This is a genomic window from Microbacterium sp. AG1240 (assembly GCF_003635115.1).
In the GTDB taxonomy this organism is placed as follows: Bacteria; Actinomycetota; Actinomycetes; order Actinomycetales; family Microbacteriaceae; genus Microbacterium.
The window spans coordinates 552,872-575,552 of record NZ_RBXJ01000002.1; the positions used below are offsets into that span (position 1 = coordinate 552,872).

Genomic DNA, 22,681 nt, shown 5'->3' on the forward strand with positions numbered 1-22,681 from the left:
TCAGCCGAACGGCGTGTCTCACGACGACGCCGGCCGAGCGCGACGACGGCCGAGCCCGGCGCCGACCCGGCCCGCAGCCGCGCAAACCCTAGACTGGTGAGGCTATGGATCCTGACGTTCTCTCCGCCGCCCTGCTCGCCGTCGTGACGCCTCTCGCCGAGGCGCGACGCGAAGGGTCGACCGAGGGTCTCACCGCGGCCGACCTGCCGCTGGAGCGTCCGAAGAACCGCGACCACGGCGACTGGGCCTCCAACGCCGCCATGAAGCTGGCGAAGAAGGTGGGCGCGAACCCCCGCGAGCTCGCCGCGGAGATCGCTGCCGGGCTCGAGTCCGTCGACGGCATCGCGAGCGTCGAGGTCGCCGGCCCCGGATTCATCAACATCCGCCTCGAGGCCGCCGCGGCCGGCGCCCTGGCCAAGGCCATCGTCGAGGCCGGCGCTGCGTTCGGCTCGAACGACAGCCAGCGCGGCATCTCCATCAACCTCGAGTTCGTCAGCGCCAACCCGACCGGCCCGCTGCACATCGGGCACACGCGGTGGGCGGCCCTGGGTGATTCGATCGCGCGCCTGCTGCTCGCCAGCGGCGCCACACTCGTGCGCGAGTTCTACATCAACGACGCCGGCGCGCAGATGGAGCGCTTCGGCCGCTCGGTGCTCGCGGCCGTGCTCGGCGAGCCGACCCCGGAGGACGGCTACGCGGGGGAGTACATCGGCGAGCTCGGCTCCCGCGTGCGCGACGCCCGCCCCGACATCGTCTCGCTCGAGCCCGCCGCGCAGATCGATGTCGCGACCGAGCTCGCCTACGGAATGCAGCTCGGCGAGATCCAGGCGTCGCTCGAGCGCTTCAACGTGCACTTCGACGTGTGGTTCTCCGAGCGCGTGCTGCACGCCCGGAACGACGGCGCGCCGAGCCTGGTCGACGAGGCCGTCGACCGCCTCCGCGAGCAGGGTCACGTCTTCGACGACGAGGGCGCCGTCTGGGTGCGCACGACCGACTTCGGCGACGACAAAGACCGCGTCATCCGGCGGTCCAACGGCGAGTACACCTACTTCGCCGCCGACGCCGCCTACTACCTCAACAAAGGCGACCGCGGCTTCGCGCACAAGATCTACCTGCTCGGCGCCGACCACCACGGGTACGTGCACCGTCTCAAGGCGCTCGCGGGCGCGGCCGGCGAAGACCCCGAGAAGAACGTCGAGGTGCTCATCGGACAGCTCGTGTCGATCAACGGCGCCAAGCTCAGCAAGCGCGCGGGCAACATCATCGAGCTCGACGATCTGCAGGCCTGGCTCGGCACCGATGCGCTGCGCTACTCGCTCGGACGCTACCCGGCCGATTCGCCGCTGACGCTCGATCCCGAGATCCTGCAGAAGCGCACCAACGACAACCCCGTCTTCTACGTGCAGTACGCGCACGCCCGCACGCACAACGTGGCCCGCAACGCCGCATCCTCGGGTGTCGACCGTTCGGAGTTCGCTCCCGAACTGCTCGATCACGAGACCGAGTCGGCGCTCCTGGGCGCCCTGCAGGAGTTCCCGCGCGTGGTCGCCTTCGCCGCCGAGGTGCGCGAACCGCACCGCGTGGCGCGCTACCTCGAAGAGCTCGCGGGCCTCTACCACCGCTGGTACGACAGCTGCCGGGTGATCCCGCTCGGCGACGAACCCGTCGCATCCGTGCACCGCACCCGCCTGTGGCTGAACGACGCCACCGGTCAGGTTCTGCGCAACGGACTCGACCTGCTGGGCGTGAGCGCTCCGGAACGGATGTGACCCGATGACCGACGCCGACACGCTGCCGTTCGAACCGACGGAGCAGCCGAAGCGTCGGCGTCGCCTGTGGCCCTGGATGGTCACGCTCGTCATCGTTCTCGTGCTCGTCGGCTCGGCCGCCTTCGGGGCGGAGTGGCTCGCGCGCGGAGCGGTGACCGGCGGTATCCGCACCCTGGTCGTGTCGCAGGCCGGCCTGCCGGCCGACCAGCCCGTCGACGTCGAGGTGCCCGGGCTCGTCATCCCGCAGCTGATCTCCGGAACGCTCGACGAGGTCACCATCGCCTCAGACGATGTGACCTTCGGCGAGCTGTCGGGCGACGTGCGGGTCACCATCACCGACATGCCCATCCGCGCCGACGCCGCCGCCGGGCCGGGAACCGCCACCGTGCGCCTCGACGAGACCCAGCTGCGCGCCCTGCTGTCGACGGTCGACGGGTTTCCCTCGGATGCTGCCGGGATCGCCGCGCCCGACGTGACCGTCTCGACGGAGCTCAACGTGTTCGGGGCGGGCATCCCGGTCGGGATCGCGCTCCTCCCGGCCGCGGGGAGTGGGGGAGACCTCACCCTCACGCCGTCGTCGTTCTCGGCGGGCGGGGTCGAGCTCACCGCCGATGCCCTGCGCCAGCAGTTCGGCGGTCTCGCCGACACGGTGCTGCGCACGTGGGACGTCTGCATCGCCCAGTACCTCCCGTCGGCCCTCACGCTGACCTCGGTCTCGGTCGAGGGTGCCGAGGTCGTCGCCGACTTCGACATCGACGGCGCCGTCGTCGTCGATCCGCTGCTGCGCCAGAACGGCACCTGCGGCTGATTCGCCTGCCGTTTACCGCGCGATCCGCTCTCGTTCCTCCCACCGTCGCCCGGCACGCCCCGAGGTGTCGGCACACTGCGTGAATGGTCATGGAGTCCGAGCGCACCGAGGTGCTGGTACCCGTCGCTCCGGGTCCCGCGGCGAACCCCGAGCCCCGCGGATCGGGGCGCGCGGGGCGTATCGCCGTGGTCGTGGTCGTCGTGCTCGTCTTCGTCGGGCTGGTATTCGGCGTCCTCGACTGGATCGCGCGCTCGGCGCTGCAGGCGGCGATCAGCCGATCCGTCATCCAGGTGAGCGGACTGCCCGACACGCAACGGGTCGACACCGAGATCTCCGGGCCCGTGCTGCCCCAGTTGCTGCTTCGGAATCTGAGCCTGGTCACCGTGTCGTCGCAGAACGTGAACCTCGCCGGCGGCGCGGGTGACCTTTCGATCGAGCTGGCCGACGTTTCGCTCGGCGAGCAGGCGACCGCGCGCGAGATTCGCGGGGCGGCGCGTTTCGACGCGGGTCAGCTCACCTACATGGCGGGCGTCGCGGGTATGACCTTCGGCCTCGACGGGGCCGACGTGACCGCGTCGATGAGCGTGTCGGCCGGGGGGCAGAAGACATCCGTGGGGCTGGCCTTCACGCCGGCCTCCTCGAACGGCGCCCTCGTGCTCACCACCTCCTCCGTACGCTTCGGCGAGACGGAGATGACGATCGACGACGTTCGCGCCCGATACGGCGACGATGCCCTGGCCTCGCTGCAGCCGCGCTCCGTGTGTCTGGCGTCCGAGCTCCCCGGGGGCATGCGGGTCGAGTCGGTGGCAGTCGAGGGCCAACAGCTCGTGGCGCGCTTCGCGGTCGACGCGACAGGCCTCGACGCGGCCGCGCTCGGCGAGAAGGGCACCTGCGGCTGACGCGCAGCGTCGGTTCGGCCGGGGCAGTGCGCGGCGGTGCCCTAGACTTCAACCACCCGCGGCGTGGACGAGCCCACGGCATCCGTTGCCTGGCGACCGGCGCCGCCGCATCCGTCGATTGGTCCCCTCCGTGTCCGCCTCGCCTGCCGCGCCGCTCGCACCCGAGTGGCTGTCCGTCCCCGCCGACGCGAACGACCTCTCGGCCCGCATCTGGCCGGCATCCGCCCGCCGAGACGCCGACGGGACCCTCGAGCTCGGCGGTGTGTCGGCCCGCGAGCTCGTCGAGAACTTCGGCTCACCGCTCTACGTCGTCGACGAAGAAGAGGTGCGCGCCCACGCGCGCCGCGCGCGCGACGCGTTCGCCTCGGCCGCGGCCCGGCACGGCGTGACAGCCCGCACCTATTACGCCGGCAAGGCGTTCCTCAGCACCGAGATCGTCCGCTGGGTGACGAGCGAAGACCTGTCGGTCGACGTGTGCTCGCGCGGTGAGCTCGAGGTGGCCCTCGCCGGTGGCGCCCAGCCCGAGCGCATCGGGTTCCACGGCAACAACAAGTCGGTGTCCGAGCTCTCGCGCGCGGTCGAGGTGGGCGTCGGATCGATCATCGTCGACAGCCCCATCGAGATCGAACGTCTCGCGGCGATCACCGAGCGCCTCGGAGCGGTGCAGCGCGTGCTCGTGCGCGTGCGCACGGGCGTCCACGCCGAGACGCACGCGTTCCTCGCGACGGCCCACGAAGACCAGAAGTTCGGTTTCTCGATGACGGATGCGGCGACCGCCGTCGCTCGTATCCGCGAGGTGCCGGGGCTCGACTTCATCGGACTCCACGCCCACATCGGCTCGCAGATCTTCGACGCGTCCGGATTCCGGGCGTCGGCCGCGCGCCTCGTCGAGCTGCACGCCGACCTGTCGGCCGGGGGGGAGATCCCGCTCCTCAACGTCGGCGGCGGTTTCGGCATCGCCTACACGTCGCACGACGACCCGCGCCCGCTCGAGGAGATCGCGTCGGGCATCGTCGACGCGGTCGCCGCCGAGTGCGCGGCGCGCAGCATCCCTATCCCGGACATCGCGTTCGAGCCCGGCCGCGTCATCGTCGGGCAGGCCGGTGTCACGCTCTACGAGGTGGGCACGGTCAAGCCCGTCCGCGTCGGCGACGACCTCGAGCGCGTGTACGTCAGCGTCGACGGCGGCATGAGCGACAACGCCCGCCCCGCCCTCTACGGCGCGCAGTACAGCGCGCGGATCGCGTCGCGCACGACCGCCGCCGCGCCCGCGCTGAGCCGCGTCGTCGGACACCACTGCGAATCGGGCGACATCGTCGTCGACGCCGAGTACCTCCCCGGCGACATCGCCCCGGGCGACCTCCTCGCCGTGCCCGCCACCGGCGCCTACTGCTTCTCGCTGGCGAGCACCTACAACTACACCCCGCGGGCCGCGGTCGTCGCCGTGCGTGACGGCGAAGCCCGCGTCATCGTGCGTCGCGAGAGCGTCGCCGACCTCCTCTCCCGCGACGTCGGAGCTGTCGTGGCGGCGGAGACCACCACCGAAGGGATCGCATGACCGATTACCGTCGCCTCCGAGTCGCACTGCTGGGTGCGGGCTCCGTCGGCTCGCAAGTCGCCTCGCTCCTCCTGCGCCACGGCGCCGAGCTCGCCGACCGTGCCGGAGCCTCGCTCGAGCTCGCCGGCATCGCCGTCCGCGACGTCGATGCGCCCCGCGACGTCGACCTGCCCCGCGAACTGTTCACGACCGACGCGGAGCAGCTGATCGTCGGCGCCGACATCGTCATCGAGCTGATGGGCGGCATCGACCCCGCCCGCGAGTACGTGCTGACGGCCATCAACTCCGGCGCCGACGTGGTGACGGCCAACAAGGCGCTGCTGGCGACCCACGGCCCCGAGATCTTCGACGCGGCCGACCAGGTGGGGGCGCAGGTCTACTACGAGGCCGCCGCCGCCGGTGCCATCCCCATCATCCGGCCCCTGCGCGACTCGCTCGCCGGCGACCGCGTGCAGCGCATCATGGGCATCGTCAACGGAACGACGAACTACATCCTCGACCGCATGGACGCCGAGGGCGCCGACTTCGCCGACGTGCTCGCGCAGGCGCAGGCGCTCGGCTACGCCGAAGCCGATCCCACCGCCGATGTGGAGGGCTACGACGCGGCGCAGAAGGCCGCGATCCTCGCCAGCCTCGCATTCCACACCGCGGTGCCGCTCGAGGCCGTGCACCGCGAGGGCATCACGAGCATCGACAGCTCGATGATCGACGCCGCCCGTCACGCCGGCTACGTCATCAAGCTCCTCGCCGTCTGCGAGCGCCTCGCGGCGGCCGACGGCGACGGCGAATCGATCTCCGTGCGGGTCTACCCCGCCCTCGTCGACCGCGCGCACCCGCTCGCCAGCGTCCACGGCGCGAACAACGCGGTGTTCGTCCAGGCGGAGGCCGCCGGCAACCTGATGTTCTACGGCGCGGGAGCCGGAGGAGTGCAGACCGCCTCGGCCGTCCTCGGCGACGTCGTCTCGGCCGCCCGTCGGCACGTCGCCGGCGGTGTCGGGGTCGCCGAGTCGACGCGCGCGAACCTGCCGGTCTCCCCGATCGGACGCGTCATCACGCGCTACCAGATCACGCTCGAGGTCGACGACCAGCCGGGCGTGCTCGCGACGATCGCCGGCATCCTCAACGAGGGGCGCGTCTCGATCGCGACCGTCGAGCAGACCGTCCTCCCCGCGGCGGTCGCGCCCGCGGCGGAGGCCCAGACCGAAGACGCACCGAAGGCCCGCCTGGTCATCGGCACGCACAAGGCACGTGAGCAGGATCTCAGTGAGACCGTCGATCGGCTCGCCGCCACCGGCGTGGTCGACCGGGTCGTATCTGTCCTGCGGGTAGAAGGAGACTGACATGGCACACCTCTGGCGCGGAGTCCTCCGCGAATACGCCGACCGACTGGGCGTCACCGACGCCTCGACCGTCGTCACCCTCGGCGAGGGCGGCACGCCGCTGCTCCCCGCCCCCGCGCTCTCGCGTCGCACCGGCGCCGACGTGTGGGTGAAGTTCGAGGGCATGAACCCGACCGGCTCGTTCAAGGACCGCGGCATGACGGTCGCGCTCTCCCGTGCCGTCGAGCACGGTGCGAAGGCGGTCATCTGCGCCTCGACCGGCAACACGTCGGCCTCCGCCGCCGCCTACGCCGCGCACGCCGGCATCACCGCGGCCGTGCTCGTGCCCGAGGGCAAGATCGCGATGGGCAAGCTCAGCCAGGCCGTCGCGCACGACGGTCGTCTGATCCAGGTGCGCGGCAACTTCGACGACTGCCTCGAGATCGCGCGCGAGCTCGCCGAGCACTACCCGGTGCACCTGGTGAACTCCGTCAACCCCGACCGCATCGAGGGTCAGAAGACCGCGGCCTACGAGGTCGTCGAGGTGCTGGGCGACGCTCCCGACTTCCACTTCATCCCCGTCGGCAACGCCGGCAACTACACCGCCTACTCGCGCGGCTACCGCGAAGAGGCCGACCGTGGCGTCTCCAACCGGGTGCCCCGCATGTTCGGCTTCCAGGCCGCGGGCTCCGCGCCGCTCGTCCGCGGCGAGGTCGTGAAGAACCCCGACACGATCGCCAGCGCGATCCGCATCGGCAACCCCGCATCGTGGGATCTCGCCCTGCAGGCGCGCGAGTCAACCGACGGCTACTTCGGGGCCATCGACGACGAGCGCATCCTCGCGGCGCAGAAGATCCTCTCCGGTGAGGTCGGCATCTTCGTCGAGCCCGCCTCCGCGATCAGCGTCGCCGGACTCCTCGAGCGCGCTGAGGCCGGTGTCATCCCCGCGGGATCCCGCGTGGTGCTCACGGTCACCGGCCACGGTCTGAAGGATCCCCAGTGGGCGCTCCGTCAGCCCGACGGGTCGCAGGTCGAGCCGACGGTCGTCGACGCCGCCACCTCCGAGGTCGCATCGGTGCTCGGGCTCGTCCCCGAGGCGTCGGCGTGACCCAGGGCGGCGGCCGCTCGGTCGTCGTCCGGGTTCCCGCGACGAGCGCCAATCTCGGACCGGGTTTCGACACGCTCGGGCTCGCCCTCAGCGTCTACGACGAGCTCGTCGTCACACAGCTCGCGACCGACGAGGTCGAGATCGTCGTCTCGGGCGAGGGCGCAGCATCCGTGCCGCTCGACGCGTCGCACCTCGTCGTGCGGTCGATGGCGCACGCCTACGCCGCGGTCGGCCGAACCCTCCCGGGGGTGCGGCTGGAGGCGGTGAACGTCATCCCGCACGGACGCGGGATGGGCTCGTCGGGAGCCGCGGTCGTCTCGGGGCTCCTCGCGGCCAAGGGGCTGCTCGCGGGCGACGTGGAGCTGTCGGACGAGACCCTTCTGCGCCTGGCGACAGAGCTCGAGGGTCACCCCGACAACGTCGCGCCCGCCCTCTTCGGCGGTCTCACCATCGCCTGGATGGATGCTGCGTCGCCGCAGCACAAGCAGCTCATCGTGCACCGCGGCGTGTCACCGCTGGTGCTCGTCCCCGAGTTCACCATGTCGACGAAGGTCGCACGCAGCCTCCAGCCGGAGCACGTCTCGTACGAGGACGCCGTGTTCAACCTGTCGCGCTCCGCGCTGCTCATTGCCGCCATGACGCAGAGCCCCGACCTGCTGCTGGCGGCCACCGAAGACCGACTGCACCAGAACTACCGCGCACAGGCGATGCCCGAGACCGACAAGCTGGTGCGGGCACTGCGCGCGGCCGGGTTCGCCGCCGTCGTCTCCGGTGCAGGACCGAGCGTCCTCGTGCTCGCCGACGGGCCCGGTCGACGCCTCGAAGCGGCCGATCTCGCCGCCTCGGTGGCCGACACCCCGTGGAACGCCCTCATGCTCGCCGTCGATGTCAAGGGTGGTACAGTGAGGGACAATGCCGGGGGTACCACGTATCCCACGTGAATCTGGCCCCGGTCGCAATTCTGCGAACTACCGCACGCACCCGCAACCCGAAATAGCGCCTCTGCGCTTGACGAACTGCGGTGAATGACGATGCCTGTCGTACCGGCGTCGGGTGCGGTCTGATCATCCGTCTACAAGGGAGCACTCGTGGAGTCCATCTCCGAGATCCACACTGCCGACGCGCCGTCCGAAGAATCGAACGCCGCTGTCGACACCACCACCGACGCTGCGGCATCCGCCGAGTCGTCGCCCGAGACCCCGGCCGCCGAGGCGCCGCCGGTGCCTGAAGCCGATGCCCAGGCCGTCGCCGATGCCGCGGCCGCCGAGGCGGCGTCGGCTGAGGCCGCGCCCGTCGAGGCTGCGCCCGCCGAGGCAGAGACGCCCGCCGCGACGAAGCCCGTCAAGGCGCCGCGCAAGCGCGCACCGCGTCGTGCGAAGAGCGCCGACCCGAAGCCCGAAGAGGCCGCACCCGCCGCGGAGCCGGCCCCCGAGGCCGAGGTCGCGCCCGAGTCCGCGCCCGCCGAGGATTCCGCGCCCGCCGCCGATGCCGCGCCCGCCGAGGTCGTCGCCGACGCACCCGTCGAGGCACCCGCCGCCGACGCTCCGGCCGACGAGGCTCCCGCAGAGGAGCCCGCCGCCGACAAGGCCGCAGACGCCGAGAAGGCTCCCGCGGAGGCCCCGGCCGAGACCGAGACGCCCGCCGACGACGCGGCCGCCGAGAACTCCTCGAACGCCGACAACTCGGAGAACGCCGAAGACTCCGCCCCGCGGGGTCGTGGCCGCAGCCGCAACCGCAACCGCAACCGCGGCAACGCCGCGAACGCCGAGGGGGGCGCTGCCGAGAACGGTTCGTCCAACGGCGGCAACGCGCAGAGCAACGGCAACGGCCGCGGCAACGGACGCGGCAACAACAACGCGCCCGAGAAGGCCGAGCCGGCACCCGCCGCCGAGGCCGACAACGAGCAGTCGAACGGGCGCAACCGCCAGCGCAACAAGCGCCGCGGCCCCCAGACGACCGGCGACGAGTTCGACACCGAGATCGGCGAGGACGACGTCCTCATCCCGATCGCGGGCATCCTCGACGTGCTCGACAACTACGCGTTCGTGCGCACCACCGGCTACCTCCCCGGCACCAGCGACGTCTACGTCTCGCTCGGCCAGGTGAAGAAGTACAACCTCCGCAAGGGCGACGCCGTCGTCGGCGCGATCAAGCAGCCCCGCGAGGGCGAGCAGTCGGGCCGTCAGAAGTACAACGCGCTCGTCAAGGTCGATGCGATCAACGGCCTGTCGGTCGAAGACGCGGCCACCCGCGTCGAGTTCGGCAACCTGACCCCGCTCTACCCGCAGGACCGCCTGCGCCTCGAGACGGCGCCCGAGAAGCTGACCCAGCGCATCATCGACCTCGTCGCCCCGATCGGCAAGGGCCAGCGCGGCCTCATCGTCGCGCCCCCGAAGGCCGGCAAGACGATCGTCCTGCAGCAGATCGCCAACGCGATCGCGCAGAACAACCCCGAGGTGCACCTGATGGTCGTCCTCGTCGACGAGCGTCCCGAAGAGGTCACCGACATGCAGCGGACGGTCAAGGGCGAGGTCATCGCCTCGACGTTCGACCGCCCCGCCGAAGACCACACCACGGTCGCCGAGCTCGCCATCGAGCGTGCCAAGCGCCTCGTGGAGCTCGGTCGTGACGTCGTGGTGCTGCTCGACTCGATCACCCGCCTCGGCCGCGCCTACAACATCACCGCGCCGACCTCGGGTCGCGTGCTCACCGGTGGCGTCGACGCATCCGCCCTGTACCCGCCCAAGCGCTTCTTCGGCGCCGCGCGCAACATCGAGAACGGCGGATCGCTCACGATCCTCGCGACGGCCCTCGTCGAGACCGGTTCGAAGATGGACGACGTGATCTTCGAGGAGTTCAAGGGCACCGGCAACAGCGAGCTGCGCCTCAGCCGTCAGCTCGCCGACAAGCGCATCTTCCCGGCCGTCGACGTCAACGCGTCGAGCACCCGCCGCGAAGAGATGCTGCTCTCGGCCGACGAGGTCAAGATCACCTGGAAGCTGCGGCGCGCGCTCGCGGGTCTCGACCCGCAGCAGGCGCTCGAGGTCGTGCTCGGCAAGCTCAAGGAGACGCAGTCGAACGTGGAGTTCCTCGTGCAGATGCAGAAGTCGATGCCTGCCCCGACGCACGGCGGCAACGGCAGCCACGGGCACGACAACAGCATCCGCTGACCCTCGTGTCCGCTGAGCCTGTCGAAGCGTCGGGGATGCTCGAGTCCGTCCGCGGGCTGCTCGACGAGCACAAAGCGGTCGAACTCGAGCTGAACGACCCCGCGGTGCACGCCGATGCGGGGCGGGCCAAGCGCGTCAACCGTCGCTACGCCGAGCTCAACCGCATCGTGCACGCCTACGAGGCGTGGACGCAGGCGGCCGACGACCTCGCCGCGGCACGGGAGCTCGCGAAGGAGGACGCCGCGTTCGCCGAGGAGGTCCCCGCGCTCGACGAACTCGTCGTGACGACCCAAGAGCGACTGCGTCGTCTGCTCATCCCGCGCGATCCCGACGACGCCCGTGACGTGATCATGGAGATCAAGCAGGGCGAGGGCGGCGCGGAGAGCGCGCTGTTCGCGGCCGATCTGCTGCGGATGTACCTGCAGTACGCCGCATCCCGGGGCTGGAAGACCGAACTGCTCGAGCGCAACGAGTCCGACCTGGGCGGCTTCAAAGACGTGCAGGTCGCGATCAAGGGCTCCTCGAGCGACCCCGCGCAGGGCGTGTGGGCGAGCCTCAAGTACGAGGGCGGCGTGCACCGCGTGCAGCGGGTTCCCGCGACCGAGTCGCAGGGCCGCATCCACACCTCCACCACCGGCGTGCTCGTCTTCCCCGAGGTCGACGAGCCCGACGAGGTCGAGATCAACCCGAGCGATCTGAAGATTGACGTGTTCCGCTCGTCGGGTCCGGGTGGGCAGTCGGTCAACACGACCGACTCCGCCGTGCGCATCACGCACGTGCCGACCGGCATCGTCGTGTCGATGCAGAACGAGAAGAGCCAGTTGCAGAACCGCGAGGCCGGCATGCGCGTGCTGCGCGCCCGGCTTCTGGCGAAGCAGCAGGAGGAGCGCGACGCCATCGCGTCCGACGCGCGGAAGTCGCAGATCCGCGGCATGGACCGCTCCGAGCGCATCCGCACGTACAACTTCCCCGAGAACCGCATCGCCGACCACCGCACCGGCTACAAGGCCTACAACCTCGACCAGGTCATGGACGGCGCGCTCGGCCCGATCATCGAGTCGGCCATCTCCGCCGACGAGGAAGCCCAGCTCGCCGCCCTCGCCGGCGACGACTCCTGACCGCGAGACCGCATCCGCCCGGCGAGACCCGGTCGGAATGTCGCGGTCTCGCCGCGCCGAACGGGTTTCGCGGTTAGTGCGTCACGCGTTCGGCGGGAAGGGGAGCGGCCCGCGGGCGGACTCCAGCTGCGCAGCCAGAGCGAGGATCGTGGCCTCGCCGCCGGGCCGGCCGATCAGCTGCACCGAGACGGGGTGGCCCGAGGAGTCGATGGTGAACGGCACGGTGACCGCCGGCAGGCCGGCCACGTTGACGAAGCTGCTGAACGGGGCGTACTCGACCTGACGCGCGAACGTGCGCTCCGGCCCGAGCCCGTCGTACCATCCCACCCGCTGCGGCGGCAGCGCGAGCGCGGGTGTCAGCACGGCGTCGAACGGTGCGAAGGCCTCGATCGTCTCGCGCTCGAACACGCGGGCAGCGCTCAGGGCACCGAGGAGGTCGGATGCGGCGAGCCCGCGTCCTTGACGGACGAGCCACGCCGTCAGCGGCTCGACGACGTCGAGGTCGGCGTCGCTCAGCGGGATCCGAGCGGCGCTCGCCCGCCAGAGCACCCGGAAGAGCTCCGCGTAGCCCCGCGGCCGCCACCGGGCGTCGTCGCTCCCATGCCCCAGCGCGGTCAGCGCCGCCGCGGCCGCGTCGACGGCCGCCGCGGCGTCGGGGTCGACGCGGATGTCTTCGCTGTCGTCCCACGGCGAGGTCGTGGTCACGCCGATCCGCCACGGCGAGGGCGGCGCGGTCGCAGCCGCGAGGAACGGCCCGTCGCCCGGCGCGCGCGTGGCGTAGCGGAACGGGGCGAGGCCGACCAGCGCGTCGAGCAGGAACGCGGCGTCGGCGACCGTACGGGCGATCGGCCCGGTCACGGCGAGGCCGTCGGGGGAGTCGAAGCCCGACCCGATCGGCAGCCGTCCGCGCGAGGGCTTGAGCCCCACCACGCCCACGGTCGCCGCCGGGATACGGATCGACCCGCCGCCGTCGGATGCCACCGCGAAGGGAAGGAGCCCCGCGGCGACGGCGACCGCCGCGCCGCCGCTGGAGCCCCCCGCGCCGTTCGCGGGGTTCCACGGGTCGCGGGCGGGGTCACCGGTGCGCGGCTCGGTGTACCCCGTGAGGCCGAACTCGCTCGTCGCGGTCTTGCCGAGGTTCACCGCGCCCGCGTCGTCGAGCGCCGCCGCGAGGGGGTCGGATGCTGCCGGGACGTACTCCCGTCGCGCGAGCGAGCCGTAGCGCGTGGGAACGCCGGCGCGAGCGACGAGGTCTTTGTCGGCCAGCGGCACGCCGTGGAGCGGCCCACGAACGGGGGAGCGGCCCACAGCATCCGCTCGATCGAAGGCCGCGTGCGGGGTGACCTCGGCGAACGCGCCGAGAGCCGCGTGGTGCTGGATGCGGGCGAGGTAGTGCGCCGCCGCCGCCGTCGGCGTGGTGTCACCGCGCCGCAGCGCTCCGGCGAGGTCGACGGCGGTCAGCTCGTGCAGCTCGGTCACCCTCCGAGCGTAGGCCCGCTTCCCCTGTTGCGACGTGCGGGCTCTCCCCGCCCCTCGGGACGGGGGAAGCGATCGTCGACGGTCGCCCGCCGCGAACGGCGGCCCGCACCCGCCGAGTGCGACGGGGAGCGAGGCTAGATCGAGTACTCGGGCGCCGTCAGCAGCGCGCGGGTGTCCTCGCCCTGGCGTCGGGCACGGGCCCGCGCGGGGACGCCGACCAGCACGCTGTCCTCGGGCGCGTCACGGGTGACCACGGCGTTCGCGCCGACCGCGGTGCGCGCACCGATCATGATCGGCCCGAGGATCTTGGCCCCGGCGCCGACGGCGACGCCGTCGCCGATGGTCGGGTGCCTCTTGCCGCCCTCGCGCTGCCGCCCGCCCAGGGTGACCCCGTGGTACAGCAGCACGTCATCGCCGACCTCAGCCGTCTCTCCGATCACGACGCCCATGCCGTGGTCGATGAAGAACCGTCGCCCGATCACCGCACCGGGATGGATCTCGATCCCCGTGATCCAGCGGGTCACCTGCGAGCCCAGGCGAGCGGGGAACCGCCAGCCGGCGAGCCACAGGCGGTGCCAGACGCGGTGCGCCCAGATCGCGTGCAGACCCGGGTAGAGCAGTGCGATCTCCCACGTCCCGCGCGCGGCGGGATCGCGGAGCTTCGCCGCGGCGATGTCTTCGCGGATGCGGCTGCCGAACGCCACGCTCAGTCCTCGCGCAGGTTCTCGTACAGCGCCGTGGAGAGGTATCGCTCGCCGAAGGAGGGGATGATCACGACGATGTTCTTGCCGGCGGCCTCGGGGCGCTTCGCGATCTCGAGGGCTGCCCAGATGGCGGCCCCGCTGGACATGCCGACGAGGATGCCGTCTTTCGTGGCCGTCTCGCGCGCCAGTCGGATCGCGTCGTCGAACTCGACGTCGATGACCTCGTCGAGGAGGTCGCGGTCGAGGATCGCGGGGACGAAGTTCGGCCCTATGCCCTGGATCTTGTGGGGTCCGGGGTGGCCCTTCGTGAGGATGGGGGAGTCCGACGGCTCGACGGCGACGATCTGCACGCCCGGCACGCGCTCCTTCAACACCTGTCCGACGCCGGTGATCGTGCCGCCCGTCCCGATGCCGGCGACGAAGTAGTCGACCTTGCCGTCGGTGTCGCGGAGGATCTCCTCGGCGGTGGTCCTGCGGTGGATCTCGGGGTTCGCCTCGTTCTCGAACTGCCGCGCCCACACCGCGCCGGGGGTCTCGCTGACGATGCGCTTCGCCTCGTCGACGGCGTACGACATCCCCTTGGTGGGGTCGGTGAGCACGAGCTCCGCGCCGAACGCCTTCAGGAGAAGGCGTCGCTCCTTCGACATCGAAGCGGGCATCGTGAGGATCACCCGGTAGCCGCGGGCCGCACCCACCATCGCCAGCGCGATGCCGGTGTTGCCGCTCGTGGACTCCACGATCGTTCCCCCGGGCTTGAGCTCCCCCGACGCCTCCGCGGCGTCGACGATCGCGATGCCGAGGCGGTCCTTGACGCTCCCCGCCGGGTTGTAGAACTCGAGCTTGACGAGGATGCTCGCGTCGACCCCCTCGGCGACGCGGTTGAGCCGCACCAGCGGGGTCTCGCCGAACGCGGAAGTGATGTCGGGATGGATGCCGGGCATGGCTCGCCTTTCGCCGTCGATACGCGGATATCGTCAGCCTAGGCGAGCACGCTGCGCGCGGGCGCAATGTGACCGCGCCTGCCGGACCGTTTATGCTGGGCCCGCCATGCCCGAGCCCGTCCCGCCGCTCGCGTCGCCCGTCGACGTGCCCCTCGCCGACCTCGTCCGCTCCGCCGGGGCGCGTCTGTCTCGCGCGGGCGTCACCGATCCCGCGGTCGATGCCGAGCTACTCGCAGCCCACGTCCTGGGCACGAGCCGCGGTGCCGTGCAGGGCGCGGCGATCCGCGGCGACAGCATCACGGCGGCCCGAGCGGCCGAGTTCGATGCGCTCGTCGAGCGGCGCTGCGCCCGTGTGCCGCTGCAGCACCTCACCGGGGTCGCGCCGTTCCGCCACCTGGAGCTCGCGGTCGGTCCGGGGGTGTTCGTCCCCCGGCCGGAGACGGAGATGGTCGCCCAGCTCGCGATCGACGCGTTGCGCGCCGCAGCATCCGCCTCTCCGATCGCGGTCGACCTGGGCACCGGCAGCGGAGCCATCGCCCTGTCGCTCGCCACCGAGGTGCCCCACGCCCGGGTGTTCGCAGCCGAGAACTCCGTCGACGCCTTCGTGTGGACGAAGGAGAACGCCGCACGTATCGGCGCCGACAATCTGCGGCTGGCCTTCATCGACCTCGAGCACGCGTTCGGCGACCTCGACGGGACGGTGTCGGTGGTGGTGTCCAATCCGCCGTACGTGCCGGATGCGGCGATCCCGCGCGATCCGGAGGTGCGTCACTACGACCCGCCCGCCGCCCTGTACGGAGGGGAGGACGGTCTCGACGTCGTTCGGACCCTCAGCCGAGTGGGGCTGCGCCTGGCCCACCCCGGCGGGCTCATCGTCATCGAGCACGGCGAGTGGCAGGGGGAGGCCATCCGCGCGATCCTCGCCGCCGACGGCTGGCAGGCCGCGGCCACCCACCCCGACCTCACGACGCGCGATCGAGCGACGACGGCACTGCGACCGGCGTAGTCCTCACGGTCGGCGCGGCTCGGCCCCGTAGACTGTGCGGCGACATGTCACCCGTTTATGACAGCCGTGACGAGGCACAACTTCTCTCCGGCATGCGCCACGCCCGGCAGGCCATCGGCCGCGGCGAGCTCGTCGTGCTGCCCACCGACACCGTGTACGGCATCGCCGCCAACGCGTTCGACGCCGGGGCCGTCACCCGGTTGCTCCAGGCCAAGGGCCGCGGCCGCGAGCAGCCGCCGCCCGTGCTCGTCGCCGGTGTCAGCACGTTGCGCGCGCTCGTCGCCGAGATCCCCGAGCCCGTCGAGCGCCTCGTCGAGGAGTTCTGGCCGGGCGGTCTGACGATCATCCTCCCCGCCCAGCCGTCGCTGTCGTGGGATCTCGGCGACACCCGCGGCACCGTGGCCGTGCGGATGCCCGCCCACAATCTCACCCTCGAGCTGCTCGAGGAGTGCGGGCCCCTCGCCGTCTCGAGCGCCAATCTCACCGGGCGCCCCGCGGCCACGACAATCGACGAGGCCCGCGACATGCTCGAGACCTCGGTCGAGGTCTACATCGACGCGGGCCCGTCCGAGACCGGTATCGCCTCGACCATCGTCGACGCCACGAGCCTGGTCGGCGGGAGCGAGCCTCTCGTGCGGGTGCTGCGCGAGGGCGCGGTCGACCGCGAGCGTCTGCGCGCCGTGCTGGGCGACCTGCTCGAGCCCGACCCGCCGCTCCCCGGCTCCGAGGCGACCGACGATTCCGGCTCGCAGAACCGCGATCGCCGGGAGGCCGCAACCGACGATGAGGCGGATGCTGCGGCCGGCGGCTCGGCGTGACGCAGTACCTCCTGATCGCGCTGTTCACCGCGATCGTGACGTTCGTCCTCTCGATCGCCGTCTGGCGCATCGGACTGCGTTACAAGCTCTACCCTGCGATCCGCGATCGCGACGTGCACAAGGCGCCGACCCCGCGGCTCGGCGGCATCGCGATGTTCCTGGGGGTGGTGGCCGCATTCGCGCTCTCGAGCCAGCATCCGTTCTTCTCCGTCTTCTGGGCCGACCCGTGGCCCGTCCTCTGGCTGCTGTTCGCGACCCTGCTCATCGTGCTCATCGGCGTCGCCGACGACCTGTGGGACCTCGACTGGATGATCAAGCTCGGCGCGCAGTTCATCGCCGCGGGCATCATCGCGTGGTTCGGACAGCTTCAGATCCTCTCGCTGCCGATCGGGGGCCTGTCGATCGGGTCGAGCTGGGTGAGCTTCGGACTGAGCATCTTCGCGATCGTCGTCGTCATGAACGCGGTGAATTTCATCGACGGTCTCGACGGTCTCGTCGCCGGCGTCTGCCTCATCGCGAACGGCGTGTTCTTCGCGTACACGTACATGCTGGTGCGCGACACCGGCAACACGACGTACTTCAACCTCGCGTCGTTCATCGCCGCCGTGCTCGTGGGTGCGTGCCTCGGCTTCCTGCCGCTGAACTGGGGCCCGGCGAAGCTGTTCATGGGCGATTCGGGCGCCCTCATGCTCGGACTGCTGATGGCCAGCGCCGCCATCGCCATCACCGGGCAGCTCGACCCCGCGGTGCTCGACCCCGAGCAGCTCGGGCGCTCGCAGCTGCTGGGTGCGTTCATCCCGATCCTGCTGCCCATCGTCGTCGTCCTCCTGCCGCTGCTCGACTTCGGACTCGCGGTGATCCGGCGCCTGCGCGCCGGGAAGTCGCCGTTCTCACCCGACCGCAAGCACCTCCACCACCGCATGCTCGACATGGGGCACAGCGACCGCGAGGCGGTGCTCATCTTCTACGCGTGGACCGCGGTGGTCAGCATCGCCGTGCTCCTGATGTACGTCGGCACGCAGATGAGCTGGCCGGGCGACTACCTCATCGGCATCGTCTTCGGCGCCGTCGGCGTCGTCGCCTGTCTCGTCGTCACCCTGATCCCCACGCGCCGCACGTCGCGCCGCCGCCCCCTCGAGGAGCCCGCATGAGTCCCAACCCCGTCTCCAGCACGCCCGTCCTGCGCACCGCGCTCCGTTGGGGGCTGCTGGTCGGCCTCGGAGTGGTCGTGCTCGCCGCCATTGTCGGCGTCGTCGTCGGGGGAGCGGACGGCCTGTGGAGCGGCGTGATCGGCGCGCTCGTCGGCGTCCTCTTCCCGGCGCTCACGGCGGTCAGCATCCTCGTCGGCAACCACTGGTTCGGCACGCCCAACTACCTGCAGATCTTCTTCGGCGTGGTCATGGGCGGCTGGATCCTGAAGTTCGTGCTGGTGATCGTCGCGCTCCTGCTGCTGATGCGGGTGGAGTGGCTCGTCACGCCCGTCTTCTACGGCGCGCTCGTCGCCGCGGCCGTCGCCTCACTGGTCGTGGACCTCATCGTCCTGTCGCGGATGAGGCTCCCCGGGGTGTCGGACACGACCCTGCCGCAGACCAATCCGGAGGATTGACCGGGTTATTTCCGTCCCGGTGGCGGGTCGGGGCCCCGAGGTTTGATACGCTGGGGTCACACTTTACGGCTGGTGTGCAGCGGCGACGCTGAGGCCCCGTGAAAGATTCTTCTCACTCTTACCGAGCTGGTTCAGGCTGGCACGAGAAGCTGGAGCCAATCCGTTGACTCAAGCGACGATGATCGCCATGGCGGCCGACAACGAGTTCCACCCGCCCTCCATCAGCGACTTCTTCCCCCCGGCGCTGCTGTTCGAAGGCACGCCCTTCGCCTTCACGCGCATCACGATGGTGCAGCTCATCGCCACCGCGCTGGTCGTGCTGTTCCTCATCTGGGGCACGCGCCGCATGGCGGTCGTCCCCGGGCGCTTCCAGAGCATCGTCGAGCTGGCCTTCGGGTTCGTTCGCGAGCAGGTCGCCTTCCAGGTGCTCGGCGAGAAGGACGGCCGACGGTTCCTGCCGCTGCTGACCGCGATGTTCTTCGCGATCGCCTTCATGAACCTCACCAGCGTCATACCGTTCCTCAACATCCCGGGCACGTCGGTGGCCGGAGCGCCCCTGGTCTTCGCGCTCACCGCGTACGTGGCCTTCATCTACGCGGGAATCCGCAAGCACGGCGTCGGACGCTTCGTGAAGAACTCGCTCGTCCCGAGCGGTGTGCCGGTCTACCTCATCCCGATCATCGCGGTCGTCGAGCTGATCTCCACCTTCATCGCCCGGCCGGTGTCGCTGTTCCTCCGACTCCTGCTGAACATGATCGTCGGGCACCTCATGCTGGTGCTGTTCTTCGCGGCGACCCAGTTCTTCCTCTTCAGCGCCAGCTGGCTCACGCCGCTGGCCGCCGGAACCCTGGCCCTCGGCTTCGGGTTCACCCTCTTCGAAATCTTCGTCGGCCTGCTCCAGGCCTACGTCTTCACGATCCTCACCGCGGTGTACATCCAGCTCGCGGTCGCGGAAGAGCACTGACGAACAGCTGACCGGCTGTTCGCCCAACGAAAGGAAAACACCAGTGGACGCTACGACGGTTCTCGCGCAGATCACGGGAAACATCGCGACCGTGGGTTACGGCCTCGCGGCCATCGGTCCGGCCATCGGCCTGGGCATCATGATCGGCAAGACGATCGAGTCGACCGCTCGCCAGCCCGAGCTCGCCGGCCGCCTGCAGACCACGATGTTCATCGGTGTCGCATTCATCGAGATCCTCGCGCTGATCGGCATCGCGACGCCGTTCATCTTCGCCGCGGTCTGATCTCCCTCTCCGCGACTCACGAATAAGGAGGCAGGATGCTGAACGCTCTTGTCACACTCGCTGCCGAAGAGGGAGCAGAAAGCGGTAACCCGCTGCTGCCCGCCTACTACGACATCGTCTGGTCGGCCGTCTGCTTCGTCATCATCGTGCTCGTCGTCGTCTTCTACGCGCTCCCGCGCGTGACGAAGGTGCTCGACAAGCGCAGTGCTGCGATCGAGGGCAACATCGCCAAGGCCGACGAGGCACAGCGTCAGGCCGAGGCCGCCCTCGAGGAGTACACGGCCCAGCTCGCAGAAGCGCGCAAGGAAGCCGGTGAGATCCGCGAGGCCGCCCGTGAGGACGGCAAGAAGATCGTCGCCGAGGCCCGCGACACCGCCACCACGGAAGCCGCACGCGTCACCGCGGCCGCGCACACGCAGATCGAGGCGGAGCGCCAGAGCGCTCTCGTGTCGCTGCGCAGCGAGGTCGGCACGCTCGCGATCGACCTGGCCGGCAACGTCATCGGCGAAGCGCTGACCGACGACCAGAAGGCGCAGTCGGTCGTCGACCGCTTCCTGGCCGACCTCGAGAAGTCCGAGCTGCAGAAGTCCGCAGGCGCCTCCCAGGGCCCGGTGGCCTGATGGGCAGTGCCACCACTCTCGCGCTGTCGTCGACGGCGGCGTCGCTCGACGCGACGGCCGGGGTTGACCTCGGCGTCGCGGGCGACCTGTTCGCCGCGGCTCGCGCCATCGGCGGCTCGCCGCAGCTGAGCAGCGCACTGTCCGACTCCGCCGCACCCGCGACCGCCCGCGCGAAGGTCGTCACCGACGTCTTCGGAGCGGTGCTCTCGCCGGTGTCGGTCGAGTTGCTCACCGCGGTGGTGGCACAGCGCTGGTCGCGCACGGCCGATCTCGTCGAAGCGGTCGAGGAGCTCGCGGTGCGTTCCGCCGCGATCGCCGAGCCCGGAGCCGACGTCGAGGGCGACCTCTTCCGGTTCTCGCGCACCGTCGCCGAGAACGGCGACCTCGAACTCGCGCTGGGCAGCCGGATGGGCGACGAGTCGGCCAAGGGGTCGCTCGTGACCCGTCTGCTCGAGGGCCGCGCCGCCGCATCCTCCACGCTCATCGCCTCGTCGCTCGTGCAGCAGCCGCGCGACCGTCGCGTGCGCGTGCTCCTGCAGTGGGCGATGCGTCTCGTCGCCGACCAGCGCGGCAGCACCGTCGCCACGGTCGTCTCGGCGGCACCCCTCAGCGATGCGCAGGTCGAACGTCTCCGCGCCGCGCTGTCCGCGCGGTACGGCACCGAGATCTCGGTGAACACGCGTATCGACCCCCACGTGGTGGGCGGGCTGCGCGTGCAGATCGCCGACGACGTCATCGACGCAAGCATCTCCACCCGACTCGCCGATCTGCGGCAGCGGCTCGCAGGTTAGAAGACGTACCGTCCGATTCGGGCGGGGATCTGGGGGCTGCGGCCCCACAAACGAAGGAAGACCATGGCAGAACTGTCCATCAGCCCCGACGTCATCCGTGACGCGCTGAAAGACTTCGTCGCCGCATACGAGCCCACCGGGGCGGCGGCGACCGAGGTCGGCACCGTCGTCGACGCGGCCGACGGCATCGCCCACGTCGAGGGTCTCCCCGGCGTGATGGCGAACGAGCTCGTCACGTTCGAAGACGGCACGCTCGGACTCGCTCAGAACCTCGACGAGCACGAGATCGGTGTCGTCGTCCTCGGCGAGTTCTCCGGCGTCGAAGCCGGCCAGCCCGTCACCCGCACCGGCGAGGTGCTCTCCGCACCCGTCGGCGACAACTTCCTCGGCCGCGTGGTCGACCCGCTCGGCAACCCCATCGACGGTCTCGGCGAGATCATCCCCGAGGGTCGTCGCGCGCTCGAGCTGCAGGCGCCCGGCGTCATGCAGCGCAAGAGCGTCCACGAGCCGATGCAGACCGGTATCAAGGCCATCGACGCGATGATCCCCGTCGGCCGCGGCCAGCGTCAGCTGATCATCGGCGACCGCCAGACCGGCAAGACGGCGATCGCGATCGACACGATCATCAACCAGAAGGCCAACTGGGAGTCGGGCGACGTCAACAAGCAGGTGCGCTGCATCTACGTCGCCATCGGCCAGAAGGGCTCGACGATCGCCTCCGTCAAGGGTGCGCTCGAAGACGCCGGTGCGATGGACTACACCACCATCGTCGCGGCCCCCGCGTCCGACCCCGCCGGCTTCAAGTACCTCGCCCCCTACACCGGTTCGGCCATCGGCCAGCACTGGATGTACGGCGGCAAGCACGTGCTGATCATCTTCGACGACCTGTCGAAGCAGGCCGAGGCCTACCGCGCCGTGTCGCTGCTGCTGCGTCGTCCGCCGGGCCGCGAGGCGTACCCCGGCGATGTCTTCTACCTCCACTCCCGTCTGCTGGAGCGTTGCGCGAAGCTGTCCGACGAGCTCGGTGCGGGTTCGATGACCGGTCTGCCGATCATCGAGACCAAGGCGAACGACGTCTCGGCCTACATCCCGACGAACGTGATCTCGATCACCGACGGACAGATCTTCCTCCAGTCCGACCTCTTCAACGCCAACCAGCGTCCCGCGGTCGACGTCGGCATCTCGGTGTCGCGCGTCGGCGGTGACGCCCAGGTCAAGTCGATCAAGAAGGTCTCCGGAACGCTCAAGCTCGAGCTCGCGCAGTACCGCTCGCTGCAGGCGTTCGCGATGTTCGCGAGCGACCTCGACGCCGCATCCCGTCGTCAGCTGTCCCGTGGTGCGCGCCTGACCGAGCTGCTCAAGCAGCCGCAGTACTCGCCGTACCCGGTGGAGGAGCAGGTCGTCTCGATCTGGGCCGGCACCAACGGCAAGCTCGACTCGATCGAGGTCTCCGACGTGCTGCGCTTCGAGCGTGAACTGCTCGACTACCTGCGTCGCAACACGACGATCCTCGACACGCTGCGCGACAAGAACGTGCTCAGCGACGAGATCGTCGACGAACTGGGCAAGAAGACCGACGAGTTCCTCCTCGAGTTCCGCGCGGGCGACGGCCAGTCGATCGGCGCTCCCGGCAGCGAGTCGACCGAGTCGGCCGAGGCGGAAGACATCAACCAGGAGAAGATCGTCAAGGGTCGCCGCTAAAGCGGCACGGAGACGCAAT

At 70.6% G+C, this 22,681-nt stretch carries 21 protein-coding genes; 18 read left to right on the forward strand and 3 right to left on the reverse strand.

Annotation, left to right across the window (positions count from 1 at the left end; all coding sequences use genetic code 11):
* Positions 1 to 104 precede the first annotated feature (104 nt).
* The 9 genes from DEU34_RS11360 to prfA all read left to right on the forward strand — a co-directional run bounded on the left by DEU34_RS11360 (position 105) and on the right by prfA (position 11,749).
* Positions 105 to 1,769, forward strand: a complete 1,665-nt coding sequence (locus tag DEU34_RS11360) for an arginine--tRNA ligase (RefSeq protein ID WP_121150308.1) — start codon at positions 105 to 107, stop codon at positions 1,767 to 1,769.
* A 4-nt stretch (positions 1,770 to 1,773) separates the two neighbouring features.
* On the forward strand, positions 1,774 to 2,577 hold the full coding sequence (locus DEU34_RS11365; RefSeq protein ID WP_121150310.1) for a DUF2993 domain-containing protein: 804 nt from the start codon (positions 1,774 to 1,776) through the stop codon (positions 2,575 to 2,577).
* An 83-nt stretch (positions 2,578 to 2,660) separates the two neighbouring features.
* Positions 2,661 to 3,476 carry an LmeA family phospholipid-binding protein gene (locus DEU34_RS16490; RefSeq protein WP_147424066.1) on the forward strand — a complete coding sequence of 272 codons (816 nt, stop codon included), beginning with the start codon at positions 2,661 to 2,663 and terminating at the stop codon, positions 3,474 to 3,476.
* Between the two features lie 130 nt (positions 3,477 to 3,606).
* Positions 3,607 to 5,034, forward strand: coding sequence for a diaminopimelate decarboxylase (gene lysA / locus DEU34_RS11375; RefSeq protein WP_121150314.1), 1,428 nt, complete (start codon positions 3,607 to 3,609; stop codon positions 5,032 to 5,034).
* Positions 5,031 to 6,374 carry a homoserine dehydrogenase gene (locus DEU34_RS11380; protein WP_121150316.1) on the forward strand — a complete coding sequence of 448 codons (1,344 nt, stop codon included), beginning with the start codon at positions 5,031 to 5,033 and terminating at the stop codon, positions 6,372 to 6,374. The genes lysA and DEU34_RS11380 overlap by 4 nt, the downstream gene beginning before the upstream one ends.
* 1 nt (position 6,375) lies before the next feature.
* Positions 6,376 to 7,461, forward strand: a complete 1,086-nt coding sequence (gene thrC / locus DEU34_RS11385) for a threonine synthase (RefSeq protein WP_121150323.1) — start codon at positions 6,376 to 6,378, stop codon at positions 7,459 to 7,461.
* A complete protein-coding gene (gene thrB / locus DEU34_RS11390; protein WP_121150325.1) occupies positions 7,458 to 8,402 on the forward strand; it encodes a homoserine kinase in 945 nt (314 codons plus the stop codon). Before thrC ends, thrB begins: the two co-directional genes overlap by 4 nt.
* 147 nt (positions 8,403 to 8,549) lie before the next feature.
* The gene (gene rho / locus DEU34_RS11395) at positions 8,550 to 10,631 is read left to right on the forward strand and encodes a transcription termination factor Rho (protein ID WP_121150327.1); all 2,082 of its coding nucleotides are present in this window, start codon (positions 8,550 to 8,552) and stop codon (positions 10,629 to 10,631) included.
* 35 nt (positions 10,632 to 10,666) lie between these two features.
* Positions 10,667 to 11,749, forward strand: a complete 1,083-nt coding sequence (gene prfA / locus DEU34_RS11400) for a peptide chain release factor 1 (protein WP_121150329.1) — start codon at positions 10,667 to 10,669, stop codon at positions 11,747 to 11,749.
* 81 nt (positions 11,750 to 11,830) lie between these two features.
* On the opposite strand, the gene DEU34_RS11405 is transcribed toward prfA, so the two are convergent.
* From DEU34_RS11405 to cysK, 3 genes are all read right to left on the reverse strand, one after another.
* Positions 11,831 to 13,228 (reverse strand): amidase, encoded by a 1,398-nt coding sequence (locus tag DEU34_RS11405; protein WP_121150331.1) that lies wholly within the window; start codon positions 13,226 to 13,228, stop codon positions 11,831 to 11,833.
* Positions 13,229 to 13,362: 134 nt separating this feature from the next.
* Complete coding sequence (gene epsC, locus DEU34_RS11410; RefSeq protein ID WP_121150333.1) at positions 13,363 to 13,932, reverse strand: serine O-acetyltransferase EpsC; 570 nt, start codon at positions 13,930 to 13,932, stop codon at positions 13,363 to 13,365.
* Between the two features lie 2 nt (positions 13,933 to 13,934).
* On the reverse strand, positions 13,935 to 14,873 hold the full coding sequence (cysK, locus tag DEU34_RS11415; protein WP_121150335.1) for a cysteine synthase A: 939 nt from the start codon (positions 14,871 to 14,873) through the stop codon (positions 13,935 to 13,937).
* A gap of 106 nt (positions 14,874 to 14,979) precedes the next feature.
* On the opposite strand from cysK, the gene prmC reads away from it, so the two are divergent.
* The 9 genes from prmC to atpA all read left to right on the forward strand — a co-directional run bounded on the left by prmC (position 14,980) and on the right by atpA (position 22,662).
* Positions 14,980 to 15,879, forward strand: coding sequence for a peptide chain release factor N(5)-glutamine methyltransferase (gene prmC / locus DEU34_RS11420; RefSeq protein ID WP_121150338.1), 900 nt, complete (start codon positions 14,980 to 14,982; stop codon positions 15,877 to 15,879).
* 44 nt (positions 15,880 to 15,923) lie between these two features.
* Positions 15,924 to 16,697: an L-threonylcarbamoyladenylate synthase gene (locus DEU34_RS11425; protein WP_121150340.1), complete on the forward strand. Its 774-nt coding sequence runs from the start codon at positions 15,924 to 15,926 to the stop codon at positions 16,695 to 16,697.
* Positions 16,694 to 17,848: an MraY family glycosyltransferase gene (locus DEU34_RS11430; protein WP_121150342.1), complete on the forward strand. Its 1,155-nt coding sequence runs from the start codon at positions 16,694 to 16,696 to the stop codon at positions 17,846 to 17,848. The genes DEU34_RS11425 and DEU34_RS11430 overlap by 4 nt, the downstream gene beginning before the upstream one ends.
* Positions 17,845 to 18,303, forward strand: coding sequence for a hypothetical protein (locus tag DEU34_RS11435; RefSeq protein WP_121150344.1), 459 nt, complete (start codon positions 17,845 to 17,847; stop codon positions 18,301 to 18,303). Before DEU34_RS11430 ends, DEU34_RS11435 begins: the two co-directional genes overlap by 4 nt.
* 187 nt (positions 18,304 to 18,490) lie before the next feature.
* Positions 18,491 to 19,267, forward strand: coding sequence for a F0F1 ATP synthase subunit A (gene atpB, locus DEU34_RS11440; RefSeq protein ID WP_310793510.1), 777 nt, complete (start codon positions 18,491 to 18,493; stop codon positions 19,265 to 19,267).
* 43 nt (positions 19,268 to 19,310) lie between these two features.
* Positions 19,311 to 19,550, forward strand: a complete 240-nt coding sequence (gene atpE, locus DEU34_RS11445) for a F0F1 ATP synthase subunit C (RefSeq protein WP_116647429.1) — start codon at positions 19,311 to 19,313, stop codon at positions 19,548 to 19,550.
* A 35-nt stretch (positions 19,551 to 19,585) separates the two neighbouring features.
* Positions 19,586 to 20,170, forward strand: coding sequence for a F0F1 ATP synthase subunit B (locus DEU34_RS11450; RefSeq protein WP_121150346.1), 585 nt, complete (start codon positions 19,586 to 19,588; stop codon positions 20,168 to 20,170).
* Complete coding sequence (locus tag DEU34_RS11455; RefSeq protein WP_121150347.1) at positions 20,170 to 20,961, forward strand: F0F1 ATP synthase subunit delta; 792 nt, start codon at positions 20,170 to 20,172, stop codon at positions 20,959 to 20,961. The genes DEU34_RS11450 and DEU34_RS11455 overlap by 1 nt, the downstream gene beginning before the upstream one ends.
* 63 nt (positions 20,962 to 21,024) lie before the next feature.
* Entirely contained in the window at positions 21,025 to 22,662 is a 1,638-nt protein-coding gene (atpA, locus tag DEU34_RS11460; RefSeq protein ID WP_121150349.1) for a F0F1 ATP synthase subunit alpha, read from the forward strand.
* The last annotated feature ends 19 nt before the right edge of the window (positions 22,663 to 22,681 follow it).

Excerpts from the sequence above, each read along its gene's own strand:
- prmC (WP_121150338.1), top strand. The coding sequence starts at position 14,980 with ATGCCCGAGCCCGTCCCGCCGCTCGCGTCGCCCGTCGACGTGCCCCTC.
- DEU34_RS16490 (WP_147424066.1), top strand. The coding sequence starts at position 2,661 with ATGGTCATGGAGTCCGAGCGCACCGAGGTGCTGGTACCCGTCGCTCCG.
- DEU34_RS11360 (WP_121150308.1), top strand. The coding sequence starts at position 105 with ATGGATCCTGACGTTCTCTCCGCCGCCCTGCTCGCCGTCGTGACGCCT.
- DEU34_RS11365 (WP_121150310.1), top strand. The coding sequence starts at position 1,774 with ATGACCGACGCCGACACGCTGCCGTTCGAACCGACGGAGCAGCCGAAG.
- cysK (WP_121150335.1), bottom strand. The coding sequence starts at position 14,873 with ATGCCCGGCATCCATCCCGACATCACTTCCGCGTTCGGCGAGACCCCG.
- DEU34_RS11455 (WP_121150347.1), top strand. The coding sequence starts at position 20,170 with ATGGGCAGTGCCACCACTCTCGCGCTGTCGTCGACGGCGGCGTCGCTC.
- DEU34_RS11380 (WP_121150316.1), top strand. The coding sequence starts at position 5,031 with ATGACCGATTACCGTCGCCTCCGAGTCGCACTGCTGGGTGCGGGCTCC.
- DEU34_RS11435 (WP_121150344.1), top strand. The coding sequence starts at position 17,845 with ATGAGTCCCAACCCCGTCTCCAGCACGCCCGTCCTGCGCACCGCGCTC.
- atpB (WP_310793510.1), top strand. The coding sequence starts at position 18,491 with ATGGCGGCCGACAACGAGTTCCACCCGCCCTCCATCAGCGACTTCTTC.
- prfA (WP_121150329.1), top strand. The coding sequence starts at position 10,667 with ATGCTCGAGTCCGTCCGCGGGCTGCTCGACGAGCACAAAGCGGTCGAA.
- DEU34_RS11450 (WP_121150346.1), top strand. The coding sequence starts at position 19,586 with ATGCTGAACGCTCTTGTCACACTCGCTGCCGAAGAGGGAGCAGAAAGC.
- atpA (WP_121150349.1), top strand. The coding sequence starts at position 21,025 with ATGGCAGAACTGTCCATCAGCCCCGACGTCATCCGTGACGCGCTGAAA.
- thrC (WP_121150323.1), top strand. The coding sequence starts at position 6,376 with ATGGCACACCTCTGGCGCGGAGTCCTCCGCGAATACGCCGACCGACTG.
- DEU34_RS11425 (WP_121150340.1), top strand. The coding sequence starts at position 15,924 with ATGTCACCCGTTTATGACAGCCGTGACGAGGCACAACTTCTCTCCGGC.